The organism is Actinomadura chokoriensis (assembly GCF_041463665.1).
Lineage (GTDB): Bacteria > Actinomycetota > Actinomycetes > Streptosporangiales > Streptosporangiaceae > Spirillospora > Spirillospora chokoriensis_A.
This window is the reverse complement of sequence record NZ_JAXCEJ010000002.1, coordinates 279957-302620: the sequence shown is the minus strand read 5'-3', so window position 1 is coordinate 302620 and position 22664 is coordinate 279957. Positions and strand designations below refer to the sequence as shown.

The window sequence follows — 22664 nt, the reverse complement described above, 5'->3', positions numbered from 1 at the left end:
GCTCACTGAGCGGTCAGCGGCTGGAGCTTGGCCTGCAGGTCGGTCAGGGCCTGGTCGACGGGCTTCTTGCCGGTCACCGCGTCGTACATCTCGCCCTGGATCGCGGCGGTCACGTCGCCGTACTTCACCGCGACCGGACGCGGCCTCGCGTTCGCGATGGCCTGCTTCAGGACGGGCAGGTACGGGAACTTCTTCACCATCTCCGGGTCGTCGTACAGCGCGGCGACCGTCGGGGCCTGCGAGGTGGCGAGCAGGTTGGCGCGCTGCGACTGCTCGCCGGTCAGGTACCGGATGAAGTCGAGCGAGGTCGCCTTGTTCTTCGCGAACGCGGAGATCGCGAGGTTGTGGCCGCCGAGGTTGGCGACGCCGGGGCCGTTCGGGCCGGGCAGCGGCGCGACCGCGAACCTGCCCGCCACCTTGGACGAGCCGTCCTTCTGGTTCGCCAGCGCGTACTGGTAGGGCCACTGCCGCTGGAACACGAGCTTCCCGGACTGGAAGTAGCGGCGCCCGCCCTCGGTGTCGAGGGTGACGGCCTCCTTCGGCATGTGCTCCTTCTTGGCGTCGACGAGGAACTGGACGCCCTGCGCGGCCTGCGGGGTGTTCAGCGCCGGCCTGCCGTCCTGCCGTCCTGCCCGATGATCGATCCGCCCGCGCTGCCGATCGCCTCGACCGCGCTGATCGTCATGCTCTCGGTCTTGTTGACCTCGGTGAAGAAGCAGTCGACGTCCTTCGCCTCGGGCAGCTTCTGGATCTTGTCGCAGGCGTCCCACATCTCGGCGTAGGTCTTCGGCGGCGCGGAGACGTCGGCCTTCTTGAGGAGGTCCTCGCGGTAGTAGAGCATCCCGGCGTCGGACGTCGACGGCACCGCGTACAGCCGGCCGCGGTACTGCCCGGTGGTGATCGTCGCAGGCAGCATCCTGGACAGGTCGATCTTGTCCTTGGGCAGCTCGGCCAGCCAGCGGTTCGCGGCGAACTCGGCGGTCCACACGACGTCGAGGTTGAGCACCGCGTAGGCGTCGGACTTGGTGGTGGCGTTCTGGATCATCTGCTGGCGCTGGTCGTTCGGCTCGTCCGGCAGTTCGATGACGCGGACCTGCTCCTTCGGATGGTCGGCGTTCCAGCCGTCGATCTGCTTCTGCAGGTAGCCCGAGCGGTCCTTGCCGGTGACGAAGGTGATGGGCCCGCGGCCCTGCAGGCCCGCCGCGTTCGCGCCGCCTGCGGAGCCGCCGCCGTCATCGCCGCCGCAGGCGGAAAGGGTGAGCGCGGCGGCGGCGCACACGATGCCGCCCGCGAGAGGGGTGCCGCCGATCAGGGGGATGCGCCGCATGGTGTCCTCCTTCGCGGGACGAGCCCGCCGGGGCCGCCGTCCCGCAGGTCGGTACTGGGGGTGACTGGACCGGGACGTTAGCAACGTGTTTCAACCACGTAAAGCTCTTGCAGAAACTTTCTGCAAGTCTGTGGCTGATCTGTAATCGCCTTGCAGCGGCCGGACAATCGTGTCGACAGCCCGCGCCCCCTGCCGAGTTCCCGGGAACCGCCGTGCCCTTCACGAGTTGGTGGTTCGGACGCGCCTGCGCTGAACCCTGCGGCGCCTCCTCTGCGTGCCATCGGTTGTACGGACCGTTCTGGACGCAACCAGCCGGTGCGGTCGCCACGTACCACGGGTGATTGCGGAGCCGAGGAAGGGGAGCGATGCGCGAGCAGGGCATCGACGAGAAGGACGTCGCGGAGGCGGATCTGCGGACCAGGCGGGGCGTGTTCCGCGCCGTCGCGTTCCGGGATCCGGTCGACGGGCACGAGCACATGGCGCTGGCGCGCGGCGACGTCCGGGGGCGCGGGGACGTGCTCGTCCGGATGCACTCCGAGTGCATGACGGGCGACATCTTCGCCGCGACCCGCTGCGAGTGCGGGGACCAGCTCGGCGCGGCGCTGGACGCGATCGTCCGCGAGGGCGCCGGTGTCCTGGTCTACCTGCGCGGGCACGAGGGCCGGGGGATCGGGCTGGTGGCGAAGGTCCGCACCCACATCCTGCAGGACGACCAGGGCCTCGACACCGTCGACTCGGCCACCGCCATCGGGCTGCCGGTGGACGTCCGCGACTATGGACCGGCCGCCCGGATCCTGCGTCACCTCGGCGTCCGGTCGGTGCGCCTGATGTCGAACAACCCGGGCAAGGTCAGCGCGCTGGAGTCCTACGGCGTCGCCGTCGCGGCCCGCGTGCCGCTGCTCGTCCCGGTCAGCGACGACAACGTCCGCTACCTCACCGCCAAGCGCGACCGGCTCGGCCACGACCTGCCGCAGCTGGACGCCCCCGCGGTTCTCGATGAGGCGCCGGTCAGCGAGGTGCGCTGATGTCGCGGCCGATGACCCTGACGCGGCCGGTGCCGCAGGTGCGGGTGTCCGTCCCGCCGCCGCGCCGGCCCCGGCTCACCCGCGGCCCCGAGCTGGGTCTCGCGGTGGCGGCGCAGCTCGCGCTGCTGGCGGTGCTTCGCCCCGGCCACGCGGGCCTGGCCGTGGGCGTCGGATACTCGCTGGCGTCGTGGGCTCTCCTCCGCCGGGCGTTCCGGGGGTGCCGCACGCTGGGCCCGGCCGATCACGTGACGCTGGCCCGGGTGGTGCTCACCGGAGGCGTCACGGCGCTGGTCGCGGGGCATCTGACAGGAGGCGGGCACACCGTGGCGCTGGTCGCGGCCGCCTCGGTGGCGCTCGTCCTGGACGGCGTGGACGGCCGGGTCGCCCGGCGCACGGGCACGGCCTCCGCTCTCGGGGCGCGGTTCGACATGGAGGTCGACGCCTTCCTGGTGCTGGTGCTGAGCGTCGAGGTCGCCTGGTCGGCGGGGGCGTGGGTCCTCGCGATCGGCGCCATGCGGTACGTGTTCGGCGCGGCGGCCTGGGCGGCGCCGTGGCTGCGCGCCGAGCTGCGGCCGAGCGTCGCGCGGAAGGCCGTCGCGGTGGTGCAGGGCGTGGTGCTGGTCGCCGCCGCGGCGGGCGTCGTCCCGCACGCTGGACCGCTGGTGGCGGCGGCGCTCGCGCTGCTGGTGTGGTCGTTCGGGCGGGACGTGCTGTGGCTGTTCGCGCGGCGCGACCGGCGGGTGCGGGTCAGGCGGGTGCGAGTCAGGCGGGGAAGGAGCACGGATGGAGCGCGACGCGCGCGCCTTCTGGATCCGGTCGCCCGGTGAAGGGGAGATCCGCGCTGCCGTCCTGCCCGAACCCGGAGCGGGAGAGGTGCTGGTCAGGACCGTGTACTCAGGCGTGAGCCGGGGGACCGAGGCGATCGTGTTCCGCGGCGGCGTCCCGCCGAACCAGCACGCGATCATGCGGGCGCCGTTCCAGGACGGGAGGTTCCCGGGCCCGGTCAAGTACGGGTACCTGAACGTCGGGGTGGTCGAGCACGGGCCGTCGGAACTGGCCGGCCGCACGGTGTTCTGCCTCTACCCGCACCAGACCCGGTACGTCGTCCCGGCCGGCGCGGTCAGCGTCGTCCCGGACGACGTGCCGCCGGAGCGCGCCGTCCTCGCCGGGACGGTCGAGACCGCCGTGAACGCGCTGTGGGACGCGGTGCCGCTCGTCGGCGACCGCATCGCCGTGGTCGGCGCGGGGATGGTCGGCTGCTCGGTGGCCGGGGTCCTAGCGGGGTTCCCGGGGAGCCGGGTGCAGCTGGTCGACACCGACCCGTCCCGCGCCGGCGTCGCGGCGGCGCTCGGCGTGGAGTTCGCCTCGCCCGAGCGGGCCCTCGGCGGCTGTGACCTGGTCGTCCACGCGAGCGCGACGGAGGCGGGGCTGGCGCGGTCGCTGGAGCTGCTCGCGCCGGACGGGCAGGTCGTCGAGCTGAGCTGGTACGGCGACCGGCGGGTCAGCGTCCCGCTCGGCGAGTTCTTCCACTCGCGGCGGCTGACCGTCCGGGGCAGCCAGGTCGGCGCCCTGCCGCCGTCCCGCCGGGCGAGCCGCGGCTTCGCCGACCGGCTCGCGCTGGCGCTGCGCCTGCTGGCGAACCCCGCGTTCGACGCGCTGATCACCGGGGAGAGCCCGTTCGCCGAGCTGCCGGACGTCATGCCGGCGCTCGCGAGCGGCGACGTCCCCGCCCTGTGCCACCGGATCGTCTACTGAATCGGATACGAGCTGAATCGGAAATGAGGAGGACGCCGTTGTTCGCCATCACCGTCCGCGACCACGTCATGATCGCGCACAGCTTCCGCGGCGAGGTCTTCGGCCCCGCGCAGCGGCTGCACGGCGCCACCTACGTGGTGGACGCGTCGTTCCGCCGGGCCGATCTCGACCCGGACGGGCTCGTCGTCGACATCGGGCTCGCCACCCGCGAACTCGGCGAGGTCCTGGGCGGGCTGAACTACCGCAACCTGGACGACGAGCCGGATTTCGCGGGGGTCAACACCTCCACCGAGTTCCTCGCCAAGGTCATCGCCGACCGGCTCGCTGATCGCGTCCACGCGGGCGCGCTGGGCGAGAACGCGCGCGGGCTGTCCGGCATCGAGGTGACGCTGCACGAGTCGCACGTCGCCTGGGCCAGCTACGAGCGCGACCTGTGACCCCGCCCACCGCGCCGGAGACCTGCGTCGTCGTCCCGGGCGGCATCGACGACGGAGACGCGCCGAGCGGCGGCAACCGCTACGACCGGCGACTGTGCGACGAGCTGGCGGCGTCGGGGCGTCCCGTCCGGGAGCTTGCGGCGCCGGGCGCGTGGCCTCGCCCGGACCCGGCCGCGCGGGACGGCCTCGCCCGCACCCTCGCCGCGCTGCCCGACGGCGCCGTCGTCCTGATGGACGGCCTGGTCGCGTGCGGGGTGCCGGATGTCGTCGTCCCCGAGGCAGGGCGGCTGCGGCTGGCCGTCCTCGTCCACCTCCCGCTGGCGGACGAACCCGGGCAGGACGACCTGAACGCTGGTGAACGCGACGTCCTCGGCGCCGCCGGGGCCGTCGTCGCGACCAGCCCATGGGCCAAGGACCATCTCGTCGCGCACCACGGCCTCGACCCGTCCCGCGTCCACGCCGTGCCGCCGGGCACCGATCCAGCGCCGCTCGCGTCCGGCACCGACGGCGCGAGCCGCCTGCTGTGCGTGGCGTCGGTGACCCCGCGCAAGGGGCACGACGTCCTCGTGGAGGCGCTCTCCAGACTCGGGCACCTGCCCTGGCACTGCGAATGCGCCGGGCCGCTCGGCCGCGACCCCGAGCACGCGGCCCGCCTGCGCCGGCTGATCGGCGCCCGCCGGCTCACCGGCCGCGTCGACCTGCCGGGCCCGCTGACCGGCAAGCGGCTGGACGACGCCTACGCCGCCGCCGACCTGCTGGTCCTCGCGTCCCGCGCCGAGACGTTCGGGATGGTGGTGACCGAGGCGCTCGCGCGCGGCGTCCCCGTCGTCGCGACGTCGGTGGACGGCGTCCCGGGCACGCTCGGCTGGGACCCGACCGGCGCCGTCCCCGGCCTGCTCGTCCCGCCGGACGATCCCGGCGCGCTGGCCGCGGCGCTGCGCCGCTGGCTCGCCGAGCCCGATCTCCGGGGCCGCCTGCGCGCCGCCGCCCGGCTGCGCCGCGGCATGCTGCCCGGCTGGGACGACACGGCCCGCCGCATGGCCGCCGTCCTGTCCCGGCTGCGCAGGGAGGCGCGATGACCGGGTACTCGCCGTCGTGGCTCGCGCTGCGCGAGGGCGCCGACGCCGCCGCCCGCGCCGCCGACCTGCTCGTCCCGCTGCGGGCCGCGCTCCCGCCGGACGGGCCGCTGGTCATCTGGGACCTCGGCTGCGGCACCGGCTCGCTCGGCCGCTGGCTGTCGGGGCGGCTGCGCGGCCCGCAGCACTGGATCCTGTACGACGACGACCCCGTCCTGCTCGACCTGGCCCGCGCCAACGCCTACGTCACCGCCGACGGGCCGCCCGCGACGATCGAGACGCGGGCGGGCGACCTCGCCGGGCTGCGCGCGTCCGACCTGGTCGGCGCGTCGCTCGTCGTCGCGTCCGCACTGCTGGACGTGCTCACCGCCGCCGAGATCGAGACGGTCGCCGCGGCGACCGGCTGCCCGGCGCTGCTCACCCTGTCGGTCGTCGGCCGCGTCCGGCTGTCCCCGTCCGAGCCGCTCGACGCCGAGTTCGCCGCCGCCTTCGACGCCCACCAGCGCCGCCGCGGGCTGCTCGGACCGGACGCCGTCACCACCGCCGTCAAGGCGTTCGGAGGCCGCGGCGCCACCGTCGTGACCCGTCCGAGCCCGTGGCGGCTCGGCCCCGGCCAGGCCGCGCTGACCGCCGAATGGCTGCGCGGCTGGGTCGGCGCCGCGGTCGAGCAGCGACCGGACCTGGCCCCGTTCGCGGACGACTACCTGGGCCGCCGCCTCGCCGAATGCGCCGGAGGCCGGCTCACCGTCGAGGTCCACCACCTGGATCTGCTTGCTCTACCTGGGGGAACATCGTGAAGAAGCTCTGGCCTTGGGGGCGCCTCGTCATCGGCCTGGGCATCCTCGCCGCGCTGCTGTGGTGGCACAGCACGGACGCTTTCGTGGCGGCGCTCCATGCCATCGATCCCGAATCCGTCGTTCTTGCGCTCGCCATTGGGCTCATGACCACGGTGCTCAGCGCGGTCCGCTGGTGCCTGGTCGCGCGACGCCTCGGCCTGCACCTGCCCATGGCCGGTGCCATCACGGACTACTACAGATCCCAATTCCTCAATGCCGTACTTCCGGCGGGCGTCCTCGGGGACGTTCACCGGGCGGTGAGCCACGGCCACCGTTCGGGAGACGTCGCTCGCGGGGTGCGGGCCGTCTTCCTCGAACGGACCGCCGGTCAGGGTGTCGCCATCGTCGCGGGCCTTGCCGCGCTGTTCGCCTACCCGGCCTTGATGTCGGCTATGGCTCCGGCACTCATCCCGGTGGGGATCGCGGTGCTGCTACTGCTGATTCTCGTTCTGGGGCGCTGGAAGCATCCTTCCCTGGCGTCCACATTCAGCGACCTTCGCGCCGCCGGGCGCGCTTGGCCGGGCATCGTGGGACTGTCCGTCGCGGCGCTGGCCGGTCATCTGGCGCTGTTCGTCGTCGCGGCCCGCCTGGTCGGCGCGACGGCACCGGTCGTCCAGTTGCTTCCGCTGCTGCTGCTGGCGCTGCTGGTGATGGTGCTGCCGATCAACGTGGGCGGCTGGGGGCCGCGCGAGGCCGTCCTCTCGCTGGCGTTCGGCGCCGCCGGGCTCGGCTCAGCGCAGGGTCTGACCGTCTCCGTCGTGTACGGGGTGCTGAGCCTCATCGCGTGCCTGCCCGGTGCCGCGACCCTGCTGCTGAAGTACCGCGAGGACCTCCCCGAACGCCGCGACAAGACTCCGCAGCGCGTCCCGGCCCTTGCCGGCGCGGGCCAGTGAAGGGCGCCCGATGACGCCCGACCCGGTGTAGGCAGCCATCCCCGTCGTCAGCAGATGCCGCCGGTCCCCGGCCAAGTGATCGGCGGTTTCGTACCCGTCCCCGACCAGCTCCGGATGGGCGTGCAGCAGGATCGACGTCTCCAGTTCCCCAGCGTGCATGTCGCCGTCCCCGGACGTCTCGACGCCCGCCGCGCGCCTGGCCGCCTCCCAATCGTCGAAGCCCGGGAAGAGCGCCATGTCCCCGTACGCCTCCTGCACGATGTTCCCGAGGACGTAGTTGCCGCCGTGCCCGTTGACCAGTACGAGCTTCGGCACCCCGGCCCTGCGCAGCGACTCGGCGACGTCCCCCACCACCGCGAGCAGGGTCGCCGCCGAGATGCTCACCGTGCCCGGCCAGCCGGCGTGCTCATGCGAGCACGAGATCGTCACGGGCGGGAGCGTCCGCACCGCATGCGTCTTCGCGATCTCCGCCGCCAGCGTGCAGGCGATCACCGTGTCCGTCGCGAGGGGCAGGAAGGGCCCGTGCTGCTCGAAGCTCCCCACCGGCAGCAGGGCGACGGGGACGTCCGGGACCTGGGCGCTCGTGTGCGTCGGCAACATGCCCAACACCCTGCCGCACTCCACCCTGCCGCACCATGCCCTGCCGCACCATGGCGGCGACGGAAACCAGCACCATCGCGGCCGAGAGGAGAACGGCGGCGACGATCCCGTCCGTCCAGTAGTGGTTGGCCGTCACGACCACCACGACGACCGTGACCGGCGCGTGCAGGGCGACGGCCCACCGCCACCGGCTCCGCGACACCCGGACCACCGCGACCGCCACGAGAAGCGCCCACCCGATGTGGAGGGACGGCATCGCCGCGTACTGGTTGGCGACACCGTCCGCCGCGGCGGGATAGGCGGACGGCCCCACGGTCGACATGGTGTCGACGGCGCCGATCCCGGCCAGGCGGGGCGGTGCGAGCGGATACAGCATGTGCACACCCAGCCCGGCCGCCGTCAGCACCACCAGTTCGTTGCGCACCCTGGCATAGGACGACCTGTGCCGCACATAAAGCCAGATCAGCAGCAACGCCGTCCCCGGAAAATGGACGCCCACGTAGTAGACATTGGCCAGGAGTGCGGTGTGGTCCCAGCCGAGCGCCCACTGCTGGAAATCGACCTCGTTCGGCAGCCACGACCGCTCGAACCGCCACAGCCATGCCGCGTTCGACATCGCCTGGGCGGGCCCCTGCTCGATCAGCGTCCGCCCCCACTTGTAGAACGCGAACAGGACCACCAGCAGCCCCGCCTCGGTGAGCAGCGGTCGTGCCCTGTTCCGCATCGCCCCCAGTGCCGCCGTGCTCGCCATTGGTGCCCCTCCCAGCGCCGGTGTCCTCGTCCAATCACAATCCTCGCGTCTGACATTTCCGCGGGCACTGGGCCCAGCTCCATGAAGACCGGGGGGAATGTCCATCGCCAGGGGTGGAGATAACCCCACCCCTCCCGTAGATTCCGGGGCGTGAGCTCCGGTGAATGGCTCAACCCGCCCCCTTCGGCCGTCCGGGACGGTTCCGCGCTGCTCGTCACCGCCGCGAAGGGCAGCGATTTCTGGCGGACGACGTCCTACGGCTATGACCGCGACGGCGGCCACGCCCTGCTGTCTCCCCTCGGCCCCGAGGCGGCGGCCGAGGTCTCGTTCGTCGCCGACTACGACCAGCAGTTCGACCAGGCCGGCCTCCTCGTGCGCCTGGACGAGGAGAACTGGATCAAGGCAGGCGTCGAATACTGCGACGGCGAACTCCAGTTGGGCGCGGTCGTCACCCGCAAGGTCTCCGACTGGTCGTCGGGCCCCGTCCCCTGGCACGGCCGCGAGGTGACCCTCCGCGCCAGCCGCTCGGGCGACGCCGTCACGATCCGGGCCCGCGCGGATTCGGGCCCCTGGCAACTGATCCGCCTGGCCCCCTTCCCGCCGGGCGTCGAGGCCATGGCCGGGCCGTACTGCTGCGCCCCCGAACGCGAGGGCCTGACCGTCCGCTTCACCGGGGTGACCGCGGGCCTGCCCGACGAGGCACTCCACCCGTAGATACCCAAGCACTTACTTGGTAAGCTCCCGTCCGGACACGGCGGGAGGAACGGCACATGGCGATCGCACCGGTCATCGAGGAACGTTCGGGATGCGGCCGGGGCGCGCGGGTGGCAGCCCGGCTGATGCGCTGGTTCATGCGGCCGCTCGTCTCGCGGCTTCCATGGACCCCGCTGACGCTGCGCTTCGCCCCGCTGCTCGACCTCGGCGCCGTGCTCCTGGTGCCCCCGCGCGGCACGAAGCTCACAAAGGTGAAGGGCCTCGGCTGCGCCGCCGAGTGGGTCCGCGGCCCCGGGGTGCCCGCCGACTCCCGCGGGGTGATCCTCTACTTCCACGGCGGCGGTTTCGTCGCCTGCGGGCTGCGCACCCACCGCCGCATGATCGCCCGCATCTCCCAGGCCGCCGGCATGCCGGTCCTCTCGGTCGCCTACCGCATGCAGCCCCGCGTCACCATCCAGACGACCATCGAGGACTGCGTCGCGGCCTACCGGTGGCTTCTGGAGACCCACGCGGCGGACGACGTCGTGATCGCGGGCGACTCCGCGGGCGGCTACCTCGCGTTCATGGCCCCGATCCACGCCCTCCGCGACGGCCTGCCCCGTCCCGCCGGGATCGCCGCCCTGTCGCCCTTCGCCGACCTTGACATCGACGTCAAGATCGCGCACGTCAACGCGCCGCTCGACCCCTTCATCCCCGCGCCGCGCATGTGGGACATGGTCCGCACCTGCTTCCCCGGCGCCGAACTGACCGACCCCTGGCTCTCCCCGGTGCACGCCGACCTGAGCGCCCTGCCTCCCACCCTCATCCAGGCGGGCGCGATCGAGGTCATCCGGGCCGACGCCGAACTGATGGCCGAACGCCTCGGCGCCGCCGACGTGCCCTGCACCCTCCAGCTCTGGGAGGGGCAGGCCCACGTTTTCCAGATCTTCGCCGACATCTCCCGCGAGGGCCTGCTCGCCATCAAGGAGATAGGCGCGTTCGCCCGCCGCGTGACGACCGCCGACACCCAGCCCCAGGCCGCCTGAGCTCGGCCCGGAGAGCGGTCGACCAGCCCGAATATCGCGATTTGCCGTTCTCCGGTGGCTCTCGTCCCTCCCTTTAGCGGAACCGTGCGACGCTCGACGCAGGCACCGCCCGCGGGAGGCCCGATGAAGGCGCTGCTGAACTCGCTGAACGAGCCCGAGAAGGCCCTCGTCCGGGAGACCGGGAGCGCCGAACTCGCCGGCATGGAAGAGGGCGATCTCGCGGACCTGCACACGCGGATCCGGCGGGCCCGCGACAAGTACAGCAAGCAGTACCGGCGCACGGCGAGCGCTTCACGGATCCGTGAACCCGGGCAACCACGTTCACGGTGAGGCCGCGCCGTTCGGGCACGGCTGCGGAGGAGCAGGAGCGTTCTCGGGGACGGGCATCAGGGCCCATACGATCTTGCCCTCGCCCGTGGCGGACGGGCGGACGCCGGTGTCCTTGGCGTAGGCGGCGATGATCGCGAGGCCGCGTCCGCTGAGGGCGTCCAGGCCCGCGGCGGACACGCGTGGGAGTTCGGGGGACGGGTCCCAGCACTCCAGTACCGGCGCACCGCTGTCCAGTGCGACCCGGATTCTGAGCAGATGCCCGCTCGCTGCTTCGACCGCATTCGTCACGATTTCGCTCATGACGACCGTCGAGTCATCGATCAGGTCCCGGCCGCAACCCCAACGGGTGAGGGCGTAGCGGACGAGTTCCCGTGCGAGCGAGACCGATGAGTCCACTCCGAGTAGGGTCATCCGGATTTCGTGTGAACTGGGCATTTGAACCACTGGCACTTGATCGTTCATATCCACCCGTCCTGTTTTCTGTGATCTCGCACAGGATCGGTGTTCGAGAGTTAATGTGCTGTGCATCGCGATTCGCTGGATACACCTGGAGGGCCAGTGAGTGTCCGTGAGACGATCGACCCGAACGCTTCACACTGGTCCTGGCTGGCCTTTGACCTGTGGTTTCACCGCACTCAGAGGGGGCTCTCACTGGCGCAGGTCGGTTTGATCGCAAAGGCGGCTCGTGGCACCGTATCCAACTGGGAGGCTGGACGACTCAGGCCGCAAGATGATCACATGAAGCGACTTGATTCGGTGTGGAACACGGGTGGTCACTTCCAGCGGTTGTTGCACTACGCCCGCACGGGACATGACCCCGACTGGTTCAAACAGTACATTCAGTACGAATTGGCGGCCGACGTGATCAAGATATATCACGGTCAGTCGCTTCCGGTCCCGGTTCAGACTTATGAATATGCCCGGTCGCTGCTTTTGGCCGGTGCGGGTGTCGGGGACATCGAAGGTGCATTGGAGGTTCGGCTCAAGCGGCAGGAGATGCTGAGCCGACCGCAGCCACCGAGATTGTGGATCTTGTTCGACGAGACGGTACTGGACCATCTAGTCGGCGGTAGGGATGTCATGCGCGACCAACTTCACAGGCTGCTTGACCTGCAAGAGTCACACAACGTGACTATGCGTATCGTCCCTTCGTCCGCAGGCGCTCACCCAGGGTTCGACGGGCCATTTCAGGTTCTCACTGTTCGTAATCGAGACATCGCCTACGCGGGGGCGCAGATCGGTGGCCGGCTGATCGAGGCCGGTGACGAGGTCCGCACCCTCACGATACGGTTCGATGAGATCGGTGCCGAGGCTCTCTCTCGGTCCGCGTCGAGGTCTCTGATCGAGCAGAAGCTGAAGGAACTGTCTTGACGAAGTGGCGGAAGAGTTCATACAGCGGCGGTGTCAACGACGAAGCCTGCGTTGAGTTGGCGAGACTTGGCAGCATTATTGGTGTTCGAGACTCCAAGGAGCCGGATGGTTCGCGTATGGGGTTGCGTTCCGCGGACTTTGCGCGACTGCTGACGCGCATAAGGCACGGCGAACTGGACCTGCACCGGGGTGTTTCCTGACGGCTGATCGAGCGGCCGACCTGGGGGCTGTTGATCACGTGGCGCAAGAGCTCGCACACCGGCTCTGGGACGTCTGGTAGAGGCGGCTCGGCTTGGGGGATCGGCCTGCGGAACTCCAAGGAGCCGGATGGGGTATCGGGCCCAGGAAGTCGCGTCTCGGAGGCTCGGTCGGCTGCCCGCTCGCGTCCGGTGGCAGGGGGCTTGATCGCTGAAGTGGCGGTAACCTTCGGGTGGTTCATTCCTGCGTATCGACGACATTGTGAGACGGGTATGGCGTGGGGACCGGTTGAGCATCAGCAGGGCCTGCTGGCCGGGGGAGAGCTGTTCCGGCATGTGGTGACCGGTGGGGAGCTGGAGCCGCTGCCGTTCGTCTCGATGCGGCTTCGGGACGGTGAGTCCGCGTATGCGGAGCTGCCGCTGGAGTACTCCCGCTTTTACGCCATGGACGTCACCTATCAGCAGCAGTCGGTCCTCGCGTTCGGTTCGGCGGGATTCATACTCGGGGCGCTCGCCGTCAACGCCGCCGGGAATGCGATGGCGCGGAACCGCGCGAATGCGCTCGCGGCTGCGCAATGGCGCGAGCATCAAATCGCGCGGGTCTTCCTGACGAGCGAACGGCTGCTGATCGCCACCGGCGTCGGGCCGTTGTCGTTCTGGCATGACGGGCTCAGCGAGTTCTTGCCCACGCCCGACCATTTCCGCCTGCTGCTGACCTTCCCGGACTGCGAGCCGGTCCAGTTGCGGGGGCCGGGGGTGCCCTGGCTCGCGGTCGCGATGGCGCGGCTGCTCTACCGGCCGGAGCAGCTGACGTTGATTCCCGGGTTTGCCGGGATGGCCGCGTGGCATCGGGAGATCGAGGAAGAGTGAGCCCCCGGCGAACCCGGCGGGTACCGCGGCTTCCGGATCCGGTGTGTCCGGGGTGGGAGACGACAGCAACATACTGACGATGATCAGCGTGAAGCCGCCGACCCAGATGAAAGCGATGGCGATGGCGATCCTGGAGAGGATGCGTACCCGGGCAGGAGGACGGCCGGCGGCGGGCGGCGGCGGGCGGCGGCCATGTCGGCGACCTGCCGTATCGGGGCGGCGGAGGCATACGGCGGTGCGGCACGTCCTGCCTGCGCAGGGGCGGAGGCGGGGTGCGCGGACGGCCCTTCGCCGCCGAGCCCCAGGGATCGGCGGCGACCTCGGGTTTCTCCTCAGCCTGGCCGCGGTACGCGTCATAGCTCGCGCGGTGGTTGATGAGGACGTCCCTGGCCGCGTTGATCAGCCGGGTGCGCGCAGCGCCCTCCTCCTTGCACCGGGGTCCTGGAACCGGTCCGGGTGGTGCTTGCGGACGAGGCCGAATTGCTGCGCGTGCCCACGCTGTCGCATGCCGCTGACCGTTACCGGACGGTACCCTGTGCCGTGCCTGGGAGCGGGTCGCCTTTCGTCGAGCGGAGGCGCCGGGACGCGGCTGCCAGGAGACCTGGAGGTCTGTCCGAGAACGCTGTGACGGCGTAAGCTCGGCGCCATTCCGGGTACGGGGCACGGAATGGCGTGAACTTCTGTCCGTATCTGCTTCCAGGAGTAGCCGTGCGCAATGTAGTCGTCACCGGCAGTACGAAGGGAATTGGTTTCGCGCTCGCGCGTGAACTGGTTCGGCGCGGAAACTCCGTGGTCGTCACCGGCCGCACCCAGGACGCGGTGGACGATGCCGCCGAGCGGCTGCGGAAAGATGCGCCGGACGGCGTCACGGTCCACGGGCACGCGGTGGACGTCACCGATGCCGCGCAGGTCCAGAAGCTGTGGGACGCCGCGGTGGACGTGCTCGGCGGGGTCGACTTGTGGATCAACAATGCGGGTGTCGCTCACACCACCCGTCCGATCGTGGAGACCCCTGCGGACGAGGTTCGCGTGATGGTCACCACGAACATGCTGGGCACCGTGTTCGGCTCTCAGGTCGCGGTCCGTGGCATGCGCGCCAGCGGCGGCGGCCAGATCTTCAATGTCCTCGGTGGTGGCAGTGATGGCCGTATCCGGCCGGGTATGGGCGTCTATTCGGCGACCAAGCGGGGGCTGGACTCCTTCACTCGTGCGCTGGTGAAGGAATCCGCCGGCACCGACGTTCGGGTCGGGCAGGTCAGCCCCGGCATACTCATCACCGAAGGATGGCTCCGGGAGGCGGCCGCGGCGCCGGACCAGGTGGCGAAACAGCGCAAGATACTCAACATTCTGTGCGACCACGTCGATGATGTCGCGCCTTACTTGGTCGACAAGATGCTGGCGAGTACCAGGAACGGCGACGCCATCGCGTGGCTCACCACCGGCCGGATGACCCGCAAGTTCATGACCCCGCGCAAACGCGACGTCCTCACCCGCTACGGCCTCTGATTTCCCTCGGTGGGAGATGAGCCGCTGGTCCGGCTCGCTGTCGATCGCCGATCAGTGCGGCACCGAGTAGAAGTGCACGGACTTCATGGGGCGGCCAAGACTCCGACCTTGGACGGGGAGGCAGGTTCAGTTCGAGCTCTGACTCCGCCCGGCGTCACAACGCGGGTGATGGTCCACATGCATGATCGTGTGTGACCGGAACTGGCCAGCGGTTCGGGATGGTCAAGGAAGGAACGCCCCCGGTGGAATGATCTATCTATGCGAGCGAGTGCATTTCTTTATTGCGTTTTGGCAACACTGAGTCTGGCCGCGTGCGGCGAGGGTGGAAGCCCGGATCCGGGCACGGTGGCGGGAACTGGTTCTTCGGCCGCGTCGTCGGTCAGGGACATCAACCAGCCCCACTACCGGGACAAGGCGTTCACGTTGGGTGGTCCGGCCGAGGTCGTGAACGGGTGCACGCGGTTCGCCGCCGATTTCAACCGCGAAGGGCCGTTGGTGAAGGTGCCGGAGCAGATTGGTTTTGGCCCCTCCTATTCGCTGATCTATTTCAACTGTCCGGACGATCGCAAAATCCGATTCCAGGGCATCGATGAGGGAGCCGCAAAGGTGAGCGGGGAACTCGACAAGGCGGGCTGTCACCAGGCAGTCACCACTTTGGATGAACCGGGTGGGATTGGCGGAAATATATCGTTGTCCGAAACGCCGCCGGGGACGATGTTCTGCCTGTCGAACCAGGATGGCAGTCGGGTCACTTTTTTGAAGCTGACGGGCGTGGACAAAACGGCAGGATCTCTGCGGTGGACCGCGACCCACTGGAGCAATACCCCTTAGGGCTTCGGTCGTGCATGGAGACCTCGATCTGATCGAGGCAGGGAAGGGTGAGGGCCACGAGGTGCTGGTGGCCATGACACCGGGTTTCCTTTACCGGTGCCGGTCGCGTGCAGTGTCCTAAGGGCGGCGTCCGGCTGTGATTCACGGCCGCCAAACGAGCGGTCGAGCCGCCGGGTTCCGGAGTGAGTTCGCGAAACCGTCCCGCGGCCCCCGCGCACAACACTATGGTTCTTGATCATGTTGCAGCGGGATCGGCGGACGCAGCTGTTCTTGTGGCTCGCCGCGGTCGTGGTGAGTGTGGTGCCGCTCGTGCTCGTCGCGGCCTCCAGCCTGCTCGGGACAAGCCGCACGGCGATGGGGATTGGGTTTGCTCTTTCTCCGAACGAATGCGGTGGCTGGTTCCATCAGCTGGATGTTCAGAGCGTTCCAGGGTTCGCGCAAGTAAGCGGCAAACCCTATCTGGTCGTTGTTCCGGCGTTCCTGATATGGCTGGTGACCAGGTGGCGGGCGGCGGGGTGGGTCGCCGTCGCCATTCTCGCGCCGGTGGCGCTCGCCGGGCCGGTGTTGCTCGGGTATGACGTGGCCCGGTGGGGCCAGAGGTGCGTCGACCTGTGGTTCCTGCCCTGGCCCGGTTGGCAGGTCGCCTGGTGGACGGGACGCCTGCTGCTCGTCGCCCTGCTGCTGGCGGCGGTTTGTCGGCCGCGGCCCGGAATGGTGCGCGCGGTCTCCGGAGTCCTGGTGATCGGACTAGTCCTCGGCGTCGGCGGTGATCAGGAACCGCCTCGGGTGGTGATGGCCGATCCGGAGGACTGCGCCAAGGCGCGGTCCGTGCCGTTGCAGGGCTCCGGGAGTTTGGTGTCGGCGGTTGAGCGGCTTTCGGAGCGGGATAGGAAGCTGGCGTACGTGTGTTCCGTCCGTGGGCATCCCGGGATGCGGTTGGGGTGGGGTCCGGCACCGGAGCCCACGTTGTCCGATGCCGTCGTGCTCGATATGGGAAGGCGTGCCTGCCGGGGCGACAAGCCTCAGCCGGGAATCGAGCGGCATGGAGTGCGCTGGCCGTCCCTTCAGCAAATGGCTTACCTGTGTCCGGAGAGGGCGGCGGCGCGGTTGCGCGAGCAGGAGCGTAGAGAGGCGGCGCTCCGGGTCGAGTACGAGCGGGAGCAGGCGAAGGAAAAGGCGTATTGCAAGCGGACGGTGCCGGCGGGGCCAGAACCCGTCCGGGAGGTCACGGATGTCATGTGGGGCGGTGAGAGCAGCAGCTATTACGTCGGAGGCATGAGCGACTCGTTCGACGAGGCGGTCGCGGACGGGCTGGTCGCGAGTGACGGCCGGCTGGTGACGGTGCTGACGGGCACGGAAGGGGATCTGTGCCTGACCGTCCGGGCCTACCGGAAGGCGCCGCCGCTCGACCTCGACGGCTGGGAGCGTGTCGCCGAGGTCGGTTTCGACAGCCCGGACGGACGGTCGAAGGTCGGCTCGATGGACGGCCCCGTCGAACCGATGGTCGTCACCGCCGCCGGCCGGGGATCGTATCGACTCCGGGTGTACGTGCGCGGCCGGAGGGAGCCCGAGACGTTCTCGCCGCAGATGCCCGCCGAGAAGCATCTGCTCGTCGTCTTCCCCGGCAAGTCGAAGAAGCGGAAGGTCTACAAGAACGACGAGCGGTGAGACCGTCAGGCGGCGTCGATGGCGGTGGGGGAGAGGATGCCGGCGAGGACCATCGCGGCGCAGCCCGCAAGGCCCGCTCGTTCGCCCACGCGGCTCGGCTCTATGCGCAGGTTGCGGGTCGCGAGGGCCGTGGAGCGCTGGTAGACGGTCTCGCGCAGCCCGGCGATCAGGGGTTCGTCGGCGCCCACCAGGTCGCCGCCGAGGACGACCACGGCGGGGTTCAGGAGGTTGACGGCGGTGGCGACGACCTCGCCGATGCGGCGGCCGGCGTCGCGGAGGAGGGCGACGGTCGCGGGGTCGCCGGAGCGGGCGAGCGCGGCCAGGCCGGTCAGACTGTCCGCCGGCGAGCGGGCCAGGAGGGCGGTGCCCCCGGCGATCGCCTCGACGCAGTTGACGTTGCCGCAGCGGCACGGGGCCTCGAGCGGTGAGGGGACCGGGACGTGGCCGATCTCGCCGGCCGCGCCCAGGGCGCCGCGCTGGATGCGGCCGCCCGCGATGAGTCCCGCGCCGATGCCCGTCGAGACCTTGACGAACAGGAGGTCGTCGACGCCCGGGTGGGCCCGGTGCTCGCCGAGAGCCGCGGCGTTGACCTCGTTGTCGAGGTAGGCGGGGACACCGAAGCGGTCGTGGACCGGGTCGCCGATCTCGAGGGTGTCCCAGCGTCCGGCGGCGTGTTCGACGGCGTCGGGAACGCTCAGGCCGACGCCCCGGACGGTCGACGCGTCGATCCCGGAGGAAGCGAGGAGGGACGTCCACTGGTCGAGGAGGCGGGGGAGGGTCTTGCCCGGGGACGTCTCGGCCGGGGGACCGTCTGCGCGGGCCAGGATCGTCCCGGCGAGGTCGCAGACGGCGAGCTGGCCGCGGGACTGGCCGAGGTGCGCGACGAGGACCGTCCCGCCCGCGGCGTTGAACTCGAGGCGCGCCGGGGGGCGTCCACCGGTCGACGGACCGGTGGTGCGCTCGACCACGAGGCCGCGGGAGATCAGGGACGCCACGCGGGACGCCACGGCGGGACGCGACAGGCCCGTGATGCGGCCAAGTTCGGCGCGGGTGGCGACGCCGTCCTCGCGGATGAGGCGCAGCACGTCGCCGACCGTGGAGGGGCGGGTGACGGGGCGCGGCATCGGGCCAGTCAAGCACGACCCCGTTCGGTGCGTCTAGTTGGCACAACCTATGAATTTTTGTCATCCAAAGTTCATAAGTCAGCTTGATCAGATGACCTATGTATCGGTAGCTTGCGATCTAGACATCCCCCTGGTCTGGAGCGTCCGATGGCCCTACATCCCGTGCTGGAGGCAGTGACCCAGCGCGTCGTCGAGCGGAGCGCGGGCACGCGCGGCGCGTACCTGAGCCGCGTCCGGGACGCCCGGACGGAGGGTCCGGCGCGCGGCGGAATGGGTTGCGCCAACCTGGCCCACGGCTTCGCGGCGTGCGGCGTCCAGGACAAGCTGTGGCTCCGCGGCGACGTCACACCGAACATCGCGATCGTTTCGGCGTACAACGACATGCTGTCCGCGCACCAGCCGCTGCGGGACTACCCGGACATCCTGAAGGGCGCGGTCCGCGCGGCGGGCGGGACGGCGCAGTTCGCCGGGGGCGTGCCCGCGATGTGCGACGGCATCACGCAGGGCCGCGCCGGCATGGAGATGTCGTTGTTCAGCCGGGACGTGGTGGCGATGGCGACGGCCGTGGCGCTGTCGCACGACATGTTCGACGGCGCGCTGCTGCTGGGGGTCTGCGACAAGATCGTCCCGGGGCTGGTGATCGGGGCGCTGTCGTTCGGGCACCTGCCGGTGATCCTGGTGCCGGCGGGGCCGATGGCGTCCGGGCTGCCGAACGGCGAGAAGGCCGAGATCCGCAAGCGGTTCGCAGCCGGGGAGATCGGACGCGAGCGGCTCCTCGCCGCCGAGGCCGCGTCCTACCATTCGCCCGGCACGTGCACGTTCTACGGGACGGCCAACTCCAACCAGCTGCTCATGGAGGTCATGGGCCTGCATCTGCCGGGGGCCTCCTTCGTCCCGCCGGGCACGAAGCTGCGGGACGCGCTGACCGAGGCGGCCGGGCGCCGCATCCTGAAGCTCACGAACCTGGCGGACGAGTACACGCCGATCGGCGAACTGCTGGACGAGCGCGCGTTCGTCAACGGCGTCGTCGCCCTGCTGGCCACGGGCGGCTCCACCAACCACACGCTGCACCTGGTCGCGATGGCCGCGGCGGCGGGCATCGAGCTGACCTGGGACGACTTCGACGAGCTGTCGAGGGTGACGCCGCTGCTCACCCGCCTCTACCCGAACGGGACCGCCGACGTGAACCACTTCCACGCGGCGGGCGGCACGGCGTTCCTCATCGGCGAGCTGATCGACGCCGGGCTCCTCCACGAGGACGCGAGGACTGTCGGCGGCGCCACTCTCGCCGCATACCGGAACGTTCCGGAATGCGTCGGAGGCAAGGCCGAGTGGCGGGACACCGTCACCGAATCGGGCGATGCGAACGTCCTGCGTCCGGTCGCGGAGCCGTTCGACGCGCACGGCGGCCTGCACACCGTGCGCGGCAACCTCGGACGGGCGGTCGTCAAGGTGTCGGCCGTGAAACCGGAGCACCGGATCATCGAGGCCCCCGCCCGCGTGTTCGGCTCGCAGGAGCAACTCCAGGACGCGTTCGCCGCCGGGGAACTGGACCGGGACGTGGTGGCCGTCGTCCGCAACCAGGGGCCGCGGGCGAACGGGATGCCGGAACTGCACCGGCTCACCCCACCGCTGGGGGTCCTCCAGGACCGGGGGCACCGGGTCGCGCTGGTCACGGACGGTCGTATGTCGGGCGCCTCTGGGGCGGTGCCCGCCGCGATCCACGTGTCGCCGGAGGCGGCCGCGGGCGGCCCGCTCGCCCGCGTCCGCGACGGCGACATCGTCCGGCTCGACGCGGACGGCGGCGTCCTGGAGGTCCTCGTCCCGGACGAGGAGTTCGCCGCCCGCGAGCCCGAGCCCCCGACCCTCGACCGGGCCTACGGCACGGGACGGGAGCTTTTCCAGGTCTTCCGCAACGCCGTCGGCTCGGCGGAGCGAGGCGCGGGAGTCCTCACATGAGCGAAGCGAACCGGGGCTGTGGGGGGTCGTGCCCTCACGGGAGGCCCGCATGAGCTGGCTGGTCGCCGATGTGGGCGGTACCAACGCCCGGTTCGCGCTGGTGGACGGCCCGGACGCCGACCCGTCCGATATCGAGTCGCTCCCCACCTGCGACTATCCCGGCCTCGCCGAAGCGGCGGCCGCCTATCTCGACGCGGTCGGCGCGCGTCCGCCCGCCGCGTGCCTGGCGGTCGCGGGCCCGGTCGCCGGTGGGGCGTACCACCTGACCAACGCGGGCTGGCCGAGAGGCACCGTCGAGGCGGTGCGGGCCCGTCTCGGCGTCCCCCACCTCGACATCATCAACGACTTCGAGGCGCTCGCCCTCGCCCTCCCTCGCCTGACCGAGCGGGACCTGATCGTCGTCGGCGAGCGGGCCCCCACCGCCGATGCGACGCTCGCGGTGGTCGGCCCCGGCACGGGCCTCGGCGTCGCCGGACTCGTCCCGACGCCGTCCGGCTGGGTGCCGCTGCCCGGTGAGGGCGGGCAGGTCGATCTCCCGGCCGCCACCGACCGGGAGATCGAGGTGGCGCGGCTGCTGCGCGCCGAAAAGGGCGCCGCGACCGCCGAGCACCTGCTGTCCGGGGCCGGACTGGCGCGCATCCACCGATACCTGGTGATGCTCGACGGCGCGCGCGGCGACGGACTCACCGCCGAGCAGATCTCCGAACACCGCGACGACCCTCGCTGCGGCGAGGCGCTGCGGATGTTCTGCGCGCTGCTCGGAGCCCACGCCGGCAACGTCGCCCTCACGCTCGGCGCCCGCGGCGGCGTCTATCTCGGCGGAGGGATCCTGCCGCGCATCGTGGACGTGCTGCGCGACAGCGCGTTCCGCGCCCGCTTCGAGCGGAAGCCTCCTCTCGAGGACTACATGCGCGCCATCCCGACCGCGCTCATCGTCCACCCCGGCCCGGCCCTGGTCGGCGCCGCCGTCCGGCTCGCGCAGACCCTGCCCGGCGGACCGCCCGAAGCCCGACCCGCCGTGCCCGACCTGGAGACCGCATGATCGCCGAAGACCTGCTCGACCTCGCGCCCGTCATCCCCGTCGTGGTGCTGGAGGACGCCGAGGCCGCCGTCCCGCTCGCCCGCGCCCTGGTCGAGGGCGGGCTCCCGGTGATCGAGGTGACGCTGCGCACCCCGTCCGCGCTCGCGGCGATCACCCGGATCGCCGCCGAGGTCCCGGACGCGGTGGTCGGCGCGGGGACGGTCGTCCGGCCCGAGGACGCGGAGCGGTCGGCCGCCGCCGGGGCGAGGTTCCTGGTCAGCCCGGGCTGCACGTCCCGTCTCCAGGCGGCGATGGCCGCGACCGGCCTGCCGTTCCTGCCGGGCGCCGCGACCGCGTCGGAGGCGATCGCGCTGCTGGAGGGCGGGATCACGGCGATGAAGTTCTTCCCCGCCGAGGCCGCCGGCGGGACCGCCTGCCTGAAGGCGCTCGGCGGTCCGCTGCCGCAGATCCGGTTCTGCCCGACCGGCGGGATCAGCCGGCGCAACGCCGCCGAGTACCTGGCACTGGGGAACGTCGGCTGCGTCGGCGGTTCCTGGCTGACCCCGGCGGACGCCGTTCGCGACGGCGACTGGGCCCGCATCCGCGAACTCGCCGCCGAGGCCGCGGCTCTCCGACGTGATGTCGTGAGGTGATGTCACGACCAGGGCGGGTATCCCGTCATCTGGTCATGGACACCACAACGAAGCTCGAGAAGCTGAGAAGGCAGCGGACCGTCCTGCTGACGTCCTACCGGAAGGACGGGACGCCGGTCGGGACGCCCGTGAACGTCGTCGTGCGCGGCGAGCACGCCTACTTCCGCACCTACGACAAGGCGTTCAAGTCGAAGCGACTGGCGCGCAACCCCGAGGTGGAGCTCGCGCCGAGCACCTTCCGGGGCAAGGTCACCGGCCCGGAGGTGCACGGGCGCGTCCGGCTGCTCACCGAGGAAGAGTCGCAGCCGATCCGCCGTCTGCTGGCCCGCAAGCACCCGTTGCTGCAGGGACTCGCGGTGCCGCTCGCCCACCGGATGAAGCACTACCGGACCCTCCACTACGAGGTCACCCTCGAGTAGGTGATTGCGAGTAGGTGATTGCGGGGGCAGCCGCCGGACGGTGTGATGCGCGGTCATTCTCGACTGGGCGAATGCGCGTGCGGGCACGGGCCGGCGGTCAGGCCGGGGGCGCCCGCGGTCGGGACGAGGTCCATGCGCAGCCGTCCGCACGCGCAGCGGGTCCAGACGACGACGCCGTCACTGGTGAGATGCCGGGAGACCAGCGTGTTCCGATTGCTCATGACACCCAGTCTGCGACCGGTCGAACGTTGCCGTCTATTTCAGGTTTTCTCATGG

The 22664-nt window shown here is 70.9% G+C and carries 25 protein-coding genes and 2 pseudogenes; 20 read left to right on the top strand and 7 right to left on the bottom strand.

Annotation, left to right across the window (positions count from 1 at the left end):
• Positions 1 to 2: 2 nt before the first annotated feature.
• Together SM418_RS04785 and SM418_RS04780 are read right to left on the bottom strand one after the other, a co-directional pair.
• A complete protein-coding gene (locus SM418_RS04785; protein WP_371939664.1) occupies positions 3 to 605 on the bottom strand; it encodes an extracellular solute-binding protein in 603 nt (200 codons plus the stop codon).
• Positions 602 to 1327 carry an extracellular solute-binding protein gene (locus SM418_RS04780; protein WP_371939324.1) on the bottom strand — a complete coding sequence of 242 codons (726 nt, stop codon included), beginning with the start codon at positions 1325 to 1327 and terminating at the stop codon, positions 602 to 604. Before SM418_RS04780 ends, SM418_RS04785 begins: the two co-directional genes overlap by 4 nt.
• A gap of 365 nt (positions 1328 to 1692) precedes the next feature.
• On the opposite strand from SM418_RS04780, the gene ribA reads away from it, so the two are divergent.
• The 7 genes and pseudogenes from ribA to SM418_RS04745 form a co-directional block, all read left to right on the top strand.
• Positions 1693 to 2352, top strand: a complete 660-nt coding sequence (ribA, locus tag SM418_RS04775) for a GTP cyclohydrolase II (RefSeq protein WP_371939323.1) — start codon at positions 1693 to 1695, stop codon at positions 2350 to 2352.
• A complete protein-coding gene (locus SM418_RS04770) occupies positions 2352 to 3179 on the top strand; it encodes a CDP-alcohol phosphatidyltransferase family protein (RefSeq protein WP_371939322.1) in 828 nt (275 codons plus the stop codon). Before ribA ends, SM418_RS04770 begins: the two co-directional genes overlap by 1 nt.
• Positions 3136 to 4107: a zinc-dependent alcohol dehydrogenase gene (locus tag SM418_RS04765; protein WP_371939321.1), complete on the top strand. Its 972-nt coding sequence runs from the start codon at positions 3136 to 3138 to the stop codon at positions 4105 to 4107. Before SM418_RS04770 ends, SM418_RS04765 begins: the two co-directional genes overlap by 44 nt.
• Positions 4108 to 4145: 38 nt before the next feature.
• Positions 4146 to 4544 carry a 6-pyruvoyl trahydropterin synthase family protein gene (locus SM418_RS04760; RefSeq protein ID WP_371939320.1) on the top strand — a complete coding sequence of 133 codons (399 nt, stop codon included), beginning with the start codon at positions 4146 to 4148 and terminating at the stop codon, positions 4542 to 4544.
• Positions 4541 to 5623, top strand: coding sequence for a glycosyltransferase family 4 protein (locus SM418_RS04755; protein WP_371939319.1), 1083 nt, complete (start codon positions 4541 to 4543; stop codon positions 5621 to 5623). The genes SM418_RS04760 and SM418_RS04755 overlap by 4 nt, the downstream gene beginning before the upstream one ends.
• On the top strand, positions 5620 to 6417 hold the full coding sequence (locus SM418_RS04750; RefSeq protein WP_371939317.1) for a class I SAM-dependent methyltransferase: 798 nt from the start codon (positions 5620 to 5622) through the stop codon (positions 6415 to 6417). The genes SM418_RS04755 and SM418_RS04750 overlap by 4 nt, the downstream gene beginning before the upstream one ends.
• A pseudogene (locus SM418_RS04745) lies at positions 6345 to 7184 on the top strand (lysylphosphatidylglycerol synthase transmembrane domain-containing protein); the annotation flags it as partial. The gene SM418_RS04750 and the pseudogene SM418_RS04745, both read left to right, overlap by 73 nt.
• A gap of 3 nt (positions 7185 to 7187) precedes the next feature.
• Here SM418_RS04745 and SM418_RS04740 read toward each other — a convergent pair.
• On the bottom strand, positions 7188 to 7949 hold the full coding sequence (locus SM418_RS04740) for a creatininase family protein (RefSeq protein WP_371939315.1): 762 nt from the start codon (positions 7947 to 7949) through the stop codon (positions 7188 to 7190).
• Between the two features lie 82 nt (positions 7950 to 8031).
• Positions 8032 to 8565: pseudogene (locus tag SM418_RS04735) on the bottom strand (phosphatase PAP2 family protein); the annotation flags it as partial.
• A 285-nt stretch (positions 8566 to 8850) separates the two neighbouring features.
• On the opposite strand from SM418_RS04735, the gene SM418_RS04730 reads away from it, so the two are divergent.
• The 3 genes from SM418_RS04730 to SM418_RS04720 all read left to right on the top strand — a co-directional run bounded on the left by SM418_RS04730 (position 8851) and on the right by SM418_RS04720 (position 10769).
• Positions 8851 to 9414, top strand: coding sequence for a DUF1349 domain-containing protein (locus SM418_RS04730; protein WP_371939314.1), 564 nt, complete (start codon positions 8851 to 8853; stop codon positions 9412 to 9414).
• Positions 9415 to 9470: 56 nt separating this feature from the next.
• Positions 9471 to 10439, top strand: a complete 969-nt coding sequence (locus SM418_RS04725) for an alpha/beta hydrolase (RefSeq protein WP_371939313.1) — start codon at positions 9471 to 9473, stop codon at positions 10437 to 10439.
• Positions 10440 to 10562: 123 nt separating this feature from the next.
• The gene (locus SM418_RS04720) at positions 10563 to 10769 is read left to right on the top strand and encodes a hypothetical protein (protein ID WP_371939312.1); all 207 of its coding nucleotides are present in this window, start codon (positions 10563 to 10565) and stop codon (positions 10767 to 10769) included.
• Here SM418_RS04720 and SM418_RS04715 read toward each other — a convergent pair.
• A complete protein-coding gene (locus SM418_RS04715) occupies positions 10761 to 11165 on the bottom strand; it encodes an ATP-binding protein (protein WP_371939311.1) in 405 nt (134 codons plus the stop codon). The two genes, SM418_RS04720 and SM418_RS04715, sit on opposite strands and share 9 nt — an antisense overlap.
• Before the next feature lie 162 nt (positions 11166 to 11327).
• On the opposite strand from SM418_RS04715, the gene SM418_RS04710 reads away from it, so the two are divergent.
• The 6 genes from SM418_RS04710 (at position 11328) to SM418_RS04685 (ending at position 17212) form a co-directional block, all read left to right on the top strand.
• Complete coding sequence (locus SM418_RS04710; RefSeq protein WP_371939309.1) at positions 11328 to 12140, top strand: helix-turn-helix domain-containing protein; 813 nt, start codon at positions 11328 to 11330, stop codon at positions 12138 to 12140.
• Entirely contained in the window at positions 12137 to 12340 is a 204-nt protein-coding gene (locus SM418_RS04705; RefSeq protein ID WP_371939308.1) for a DUF397 domain-containing protein, read from the top strand. Before SM418_RS04710 ends, SM418_RS04705 begins: the two co-directional genes overlap by 4 nt.
• Before the next feature lie 270 nt (positions 12341 to 12610).
• Complete coding sequence (locus tag SM418_RS04700; protein ID WP_371939307.1) at positions 12611 to 13207, top strand: hypothetical protein; 597 nt, start codon at positions 12611 to 12613, stop codon at positions 13205 to 13207.
• A 708-nt stretch (positions 13208 to 13915) separates the two neighbouring features.
• Positions 13916 to 14713 (top strand): SDR family oxidoreductase, encoded by a 798-nt coding sequence (locus SM418_RS04695; RefSeq protein ID WP_371939306.1) that lies wholly within the window; start codon positions 13916 to 13918, stop codon positions 14711 to 14713.
• Positions 14714 to 14971: 258 nt separating this feature from the next.
• Positions 14972 to 15544 (top strand): hypothetical protein, encoded by a 573-nt coding sequence (locus SM418_RS04690; RefSeq protein ID WP_371939304.1) that lies wholly within the window; start codon positions 14972 to 14974, stop codon positions 15542 to 15544.
• A gap of 231 nt (positions 15545 to 15775) precedes the next feature.
• Positions 15776 to 17212 (top strand): hypothetical protein, encoded by a 1437-nt coding sequence (locus SM418_RS04685; protein ID WP_371939302.1) that lies wholly within the window; start codon positions 15776 to 15778, stop codon positions 17210 to 17212.
• 5 nt (positions 17213 to 17217) lie between these two features.
• On the opposite strand, the gene SM418_RS04680 is transcribed toward SM418_RS04685, so the two are convergent.
• Positions 17218 to 18336: an ROK family transcriptional regulator gene (locus tag SM418_RS04680; RefSeq protein ID WP_371939301.1), complete on the bottom strand. Its 1119-nt coding sequence runs from the start codon at positions 18334 to 18336 to the stop codon at positions 17218 to 17220.
• Positions 18337 to 18483: 147 nt separating this feature from the next.
• On the opposite strand from SM418_RS04680, the gene edd reads away from it, so the two are divergent.
• Genes edd through SM418_RS04660 form a run of 4 tightly spaced genes read left to right on the top strand, consistent with a single transcriptional unit; the run spans position 18484 to position 22388 of the window.
• A complete protein-coding gene (edd, locus tag SM418_RS04675; protein WP_371939300.1) occupies positions 18484 to 20295 on the top strand; it encodes a phosphogluconate dehydratase in 1812 nt (603 codons plus the stop codon).
• A gap of 49 nt (positions 20296 to 20344) precedes the next feature.
• The gene (gene glk, locus SM418_RS04670) at positions 20345 to 21337 is read left to right on the top strand and encodes a glucokinase (RefSeq protein ID WP_371939299.1); all 993 of its coding nucleotides are present in this window, start codon (positions 20345 to 20347) and stop codon (positions 21335 to 21337) included.
• On the top strand, positions 21334 to 21969 hold the full coding sequence (gene eda / locus SM418_RS04665; RefSeq protein WP_371939297.1) for a bifunctional 4-hydroxy-2-oxoglutarate aldolase/2-dehydro-3-deoxy-phosphogluconate aldolase: 636 nt from the start codon (positions 21334 to 21336) through the stop codon (positions 21967 to 21969). The genes glk and eda overlap by 4 nt, the downstream gene beginning before the upstream one ends.
• Before the next feature lie 35 nt (positions 21970 to 22004).
• Positions 22005 to 22388: a PPOX class F420-dependent oxidoreductase gene (locus SM418_RS04660; protein WP_371939296.1), complete on the top strand. Its 384-nt coding sequence runs from the start codon at positions 22005 to 22007 to the stop codon at positions 22386 to 22388.
• Between the two features lie 53 nt (positions 22389 to 22441).
• Here the strand turns inward: SM418_RS04660 and SM418_RS04655 are convergent, their stop codons facing one another.
• Positions 22442 to 22609, bottom strand: coding sequence for a hypothetical protein (locus tag SM418_RS04655; protein ID WP_371939294.1), 168 nt, complete (start codon positions 22607 to 22609; stop codon positions 22442 to 22444).
• Positions 22610 to 22664 lie beyond the last annotated feature (55 nt).

Excerpts from the sequence above, each read along its gene's own strand:
- SM418_RS04680 (WP_371939301.1), bottom strand. The coding sequence starts at position 18,336 with ATGCCGCGCCCCGTCACCCGCCCCTCCACGGTCGGCGACGTGCTGCGC.
- SM418_RS04780 (WP_371939324.1), bottom strand. The coding sequence starts at position 1,327 with ATGCGGCGCATCCCCCTGATCGGCGGCACCCCTCTCGCGGGCGGCATC.
- edd (WP_371939300.1), top strand. The coding sequence starts at position 18,484 with ATGGCCCTACATCCCGTGCTGGAGGCAGTGACCCAGCGCGTCGTCGAG.
- SM418_RS04655 (WP_371939294.1), bottom strand. The coding sequence starts at position 22,609 with ATGAGCAATCGGAACACGCTGGTCTCCCGGCATCTCACCAGTGACGGC.
- SM418_RS04720 (WP_371939312.1), top strand. The coding sequence starts at position 10,563 with ATGAAGGCGCTGCTGAACTCGCTGAACGAGCCCGAGAAGGCCCTCGTC.
- glk (WP_371939299.1), top strand. The coding sequence starts at position 20,345 with ATGAGCTGGCTGGTCGCCGATGTGGGCGGTACCAACGCCCGGTTCGCG.
- SM418_RS04700 (WP_371939307.1), top strand. The coding sequence starts at position 12,611 with ATGGCGTGGGGACCGGTTGAGCATCAGCAGGGCCTGCTGGCCGGGGGA.
- SM418_RS04660 (WP_371939296.1), top strand. The coding sequence starts at position 22,005 with ATGGACACCACAACGAAGCTCGAGAAGCTGAGAAGGCAGCGGACCGTC.
- ribA (WP_371939323.1), top strand. The coding sequence starts at position 1,693 with ATGCGCGAGCAGGGCATCGACGAGAAGGACGTCGCGGAGGCGGATCTG.
- SM418_RS04770 (WP_371939322.1), top strand. The coding sequence starts at position 2,352 with ATGTCGCGGCCGATGACCCTGACGCGGCCGGTGCCGCAGGTGCGGGTG.
- SM418_RS04725 (WP_371939313.1), top strand. The coding sequence starts at position 9,471 with ATGGCGATCGCACCGGTCATCGAGGAACGTTCGGGATGCGGCCGGGGC.
- SM418_RS04750 (WP_371939317.1), top strand. The coding sequence starts at position 5,620 with ATGACCGGGTACTCGCCGTCGTGGCTCGCGCTGCGCGAGGGCGCCGAC.
- SM418_RS04740 (WP_371939315.1), bottom strand. The coding sequence starts at position 7,949 with ATGTTGCCGACGCACACGAGCGCCCAGGTCCCGGACGTCCCCGTCGCC.
- eda (WP_371939297.1), top strand. The coding sequence starts at position 21,334 with ATGATCGCCGAAGACCTGCTCGACCTCGCGCCCGTCATCCCCGTCGTG.
- SM418_RS04690 (WP_371939304.1), top strand. The coding sequence starts at position 14,972 with ATGCGAGCGAGTGCATTTCTTTATTGCGTTTTGGCAACACTGAGTCTG.
- SM418_RS04765 (WP_371939321.1), top strand. The coding sequence starts at position 3,136 with ATGGAGCGCGACGCGCGCGCCTTCTGGATCCGGTCGCCCGGTGAAGGG.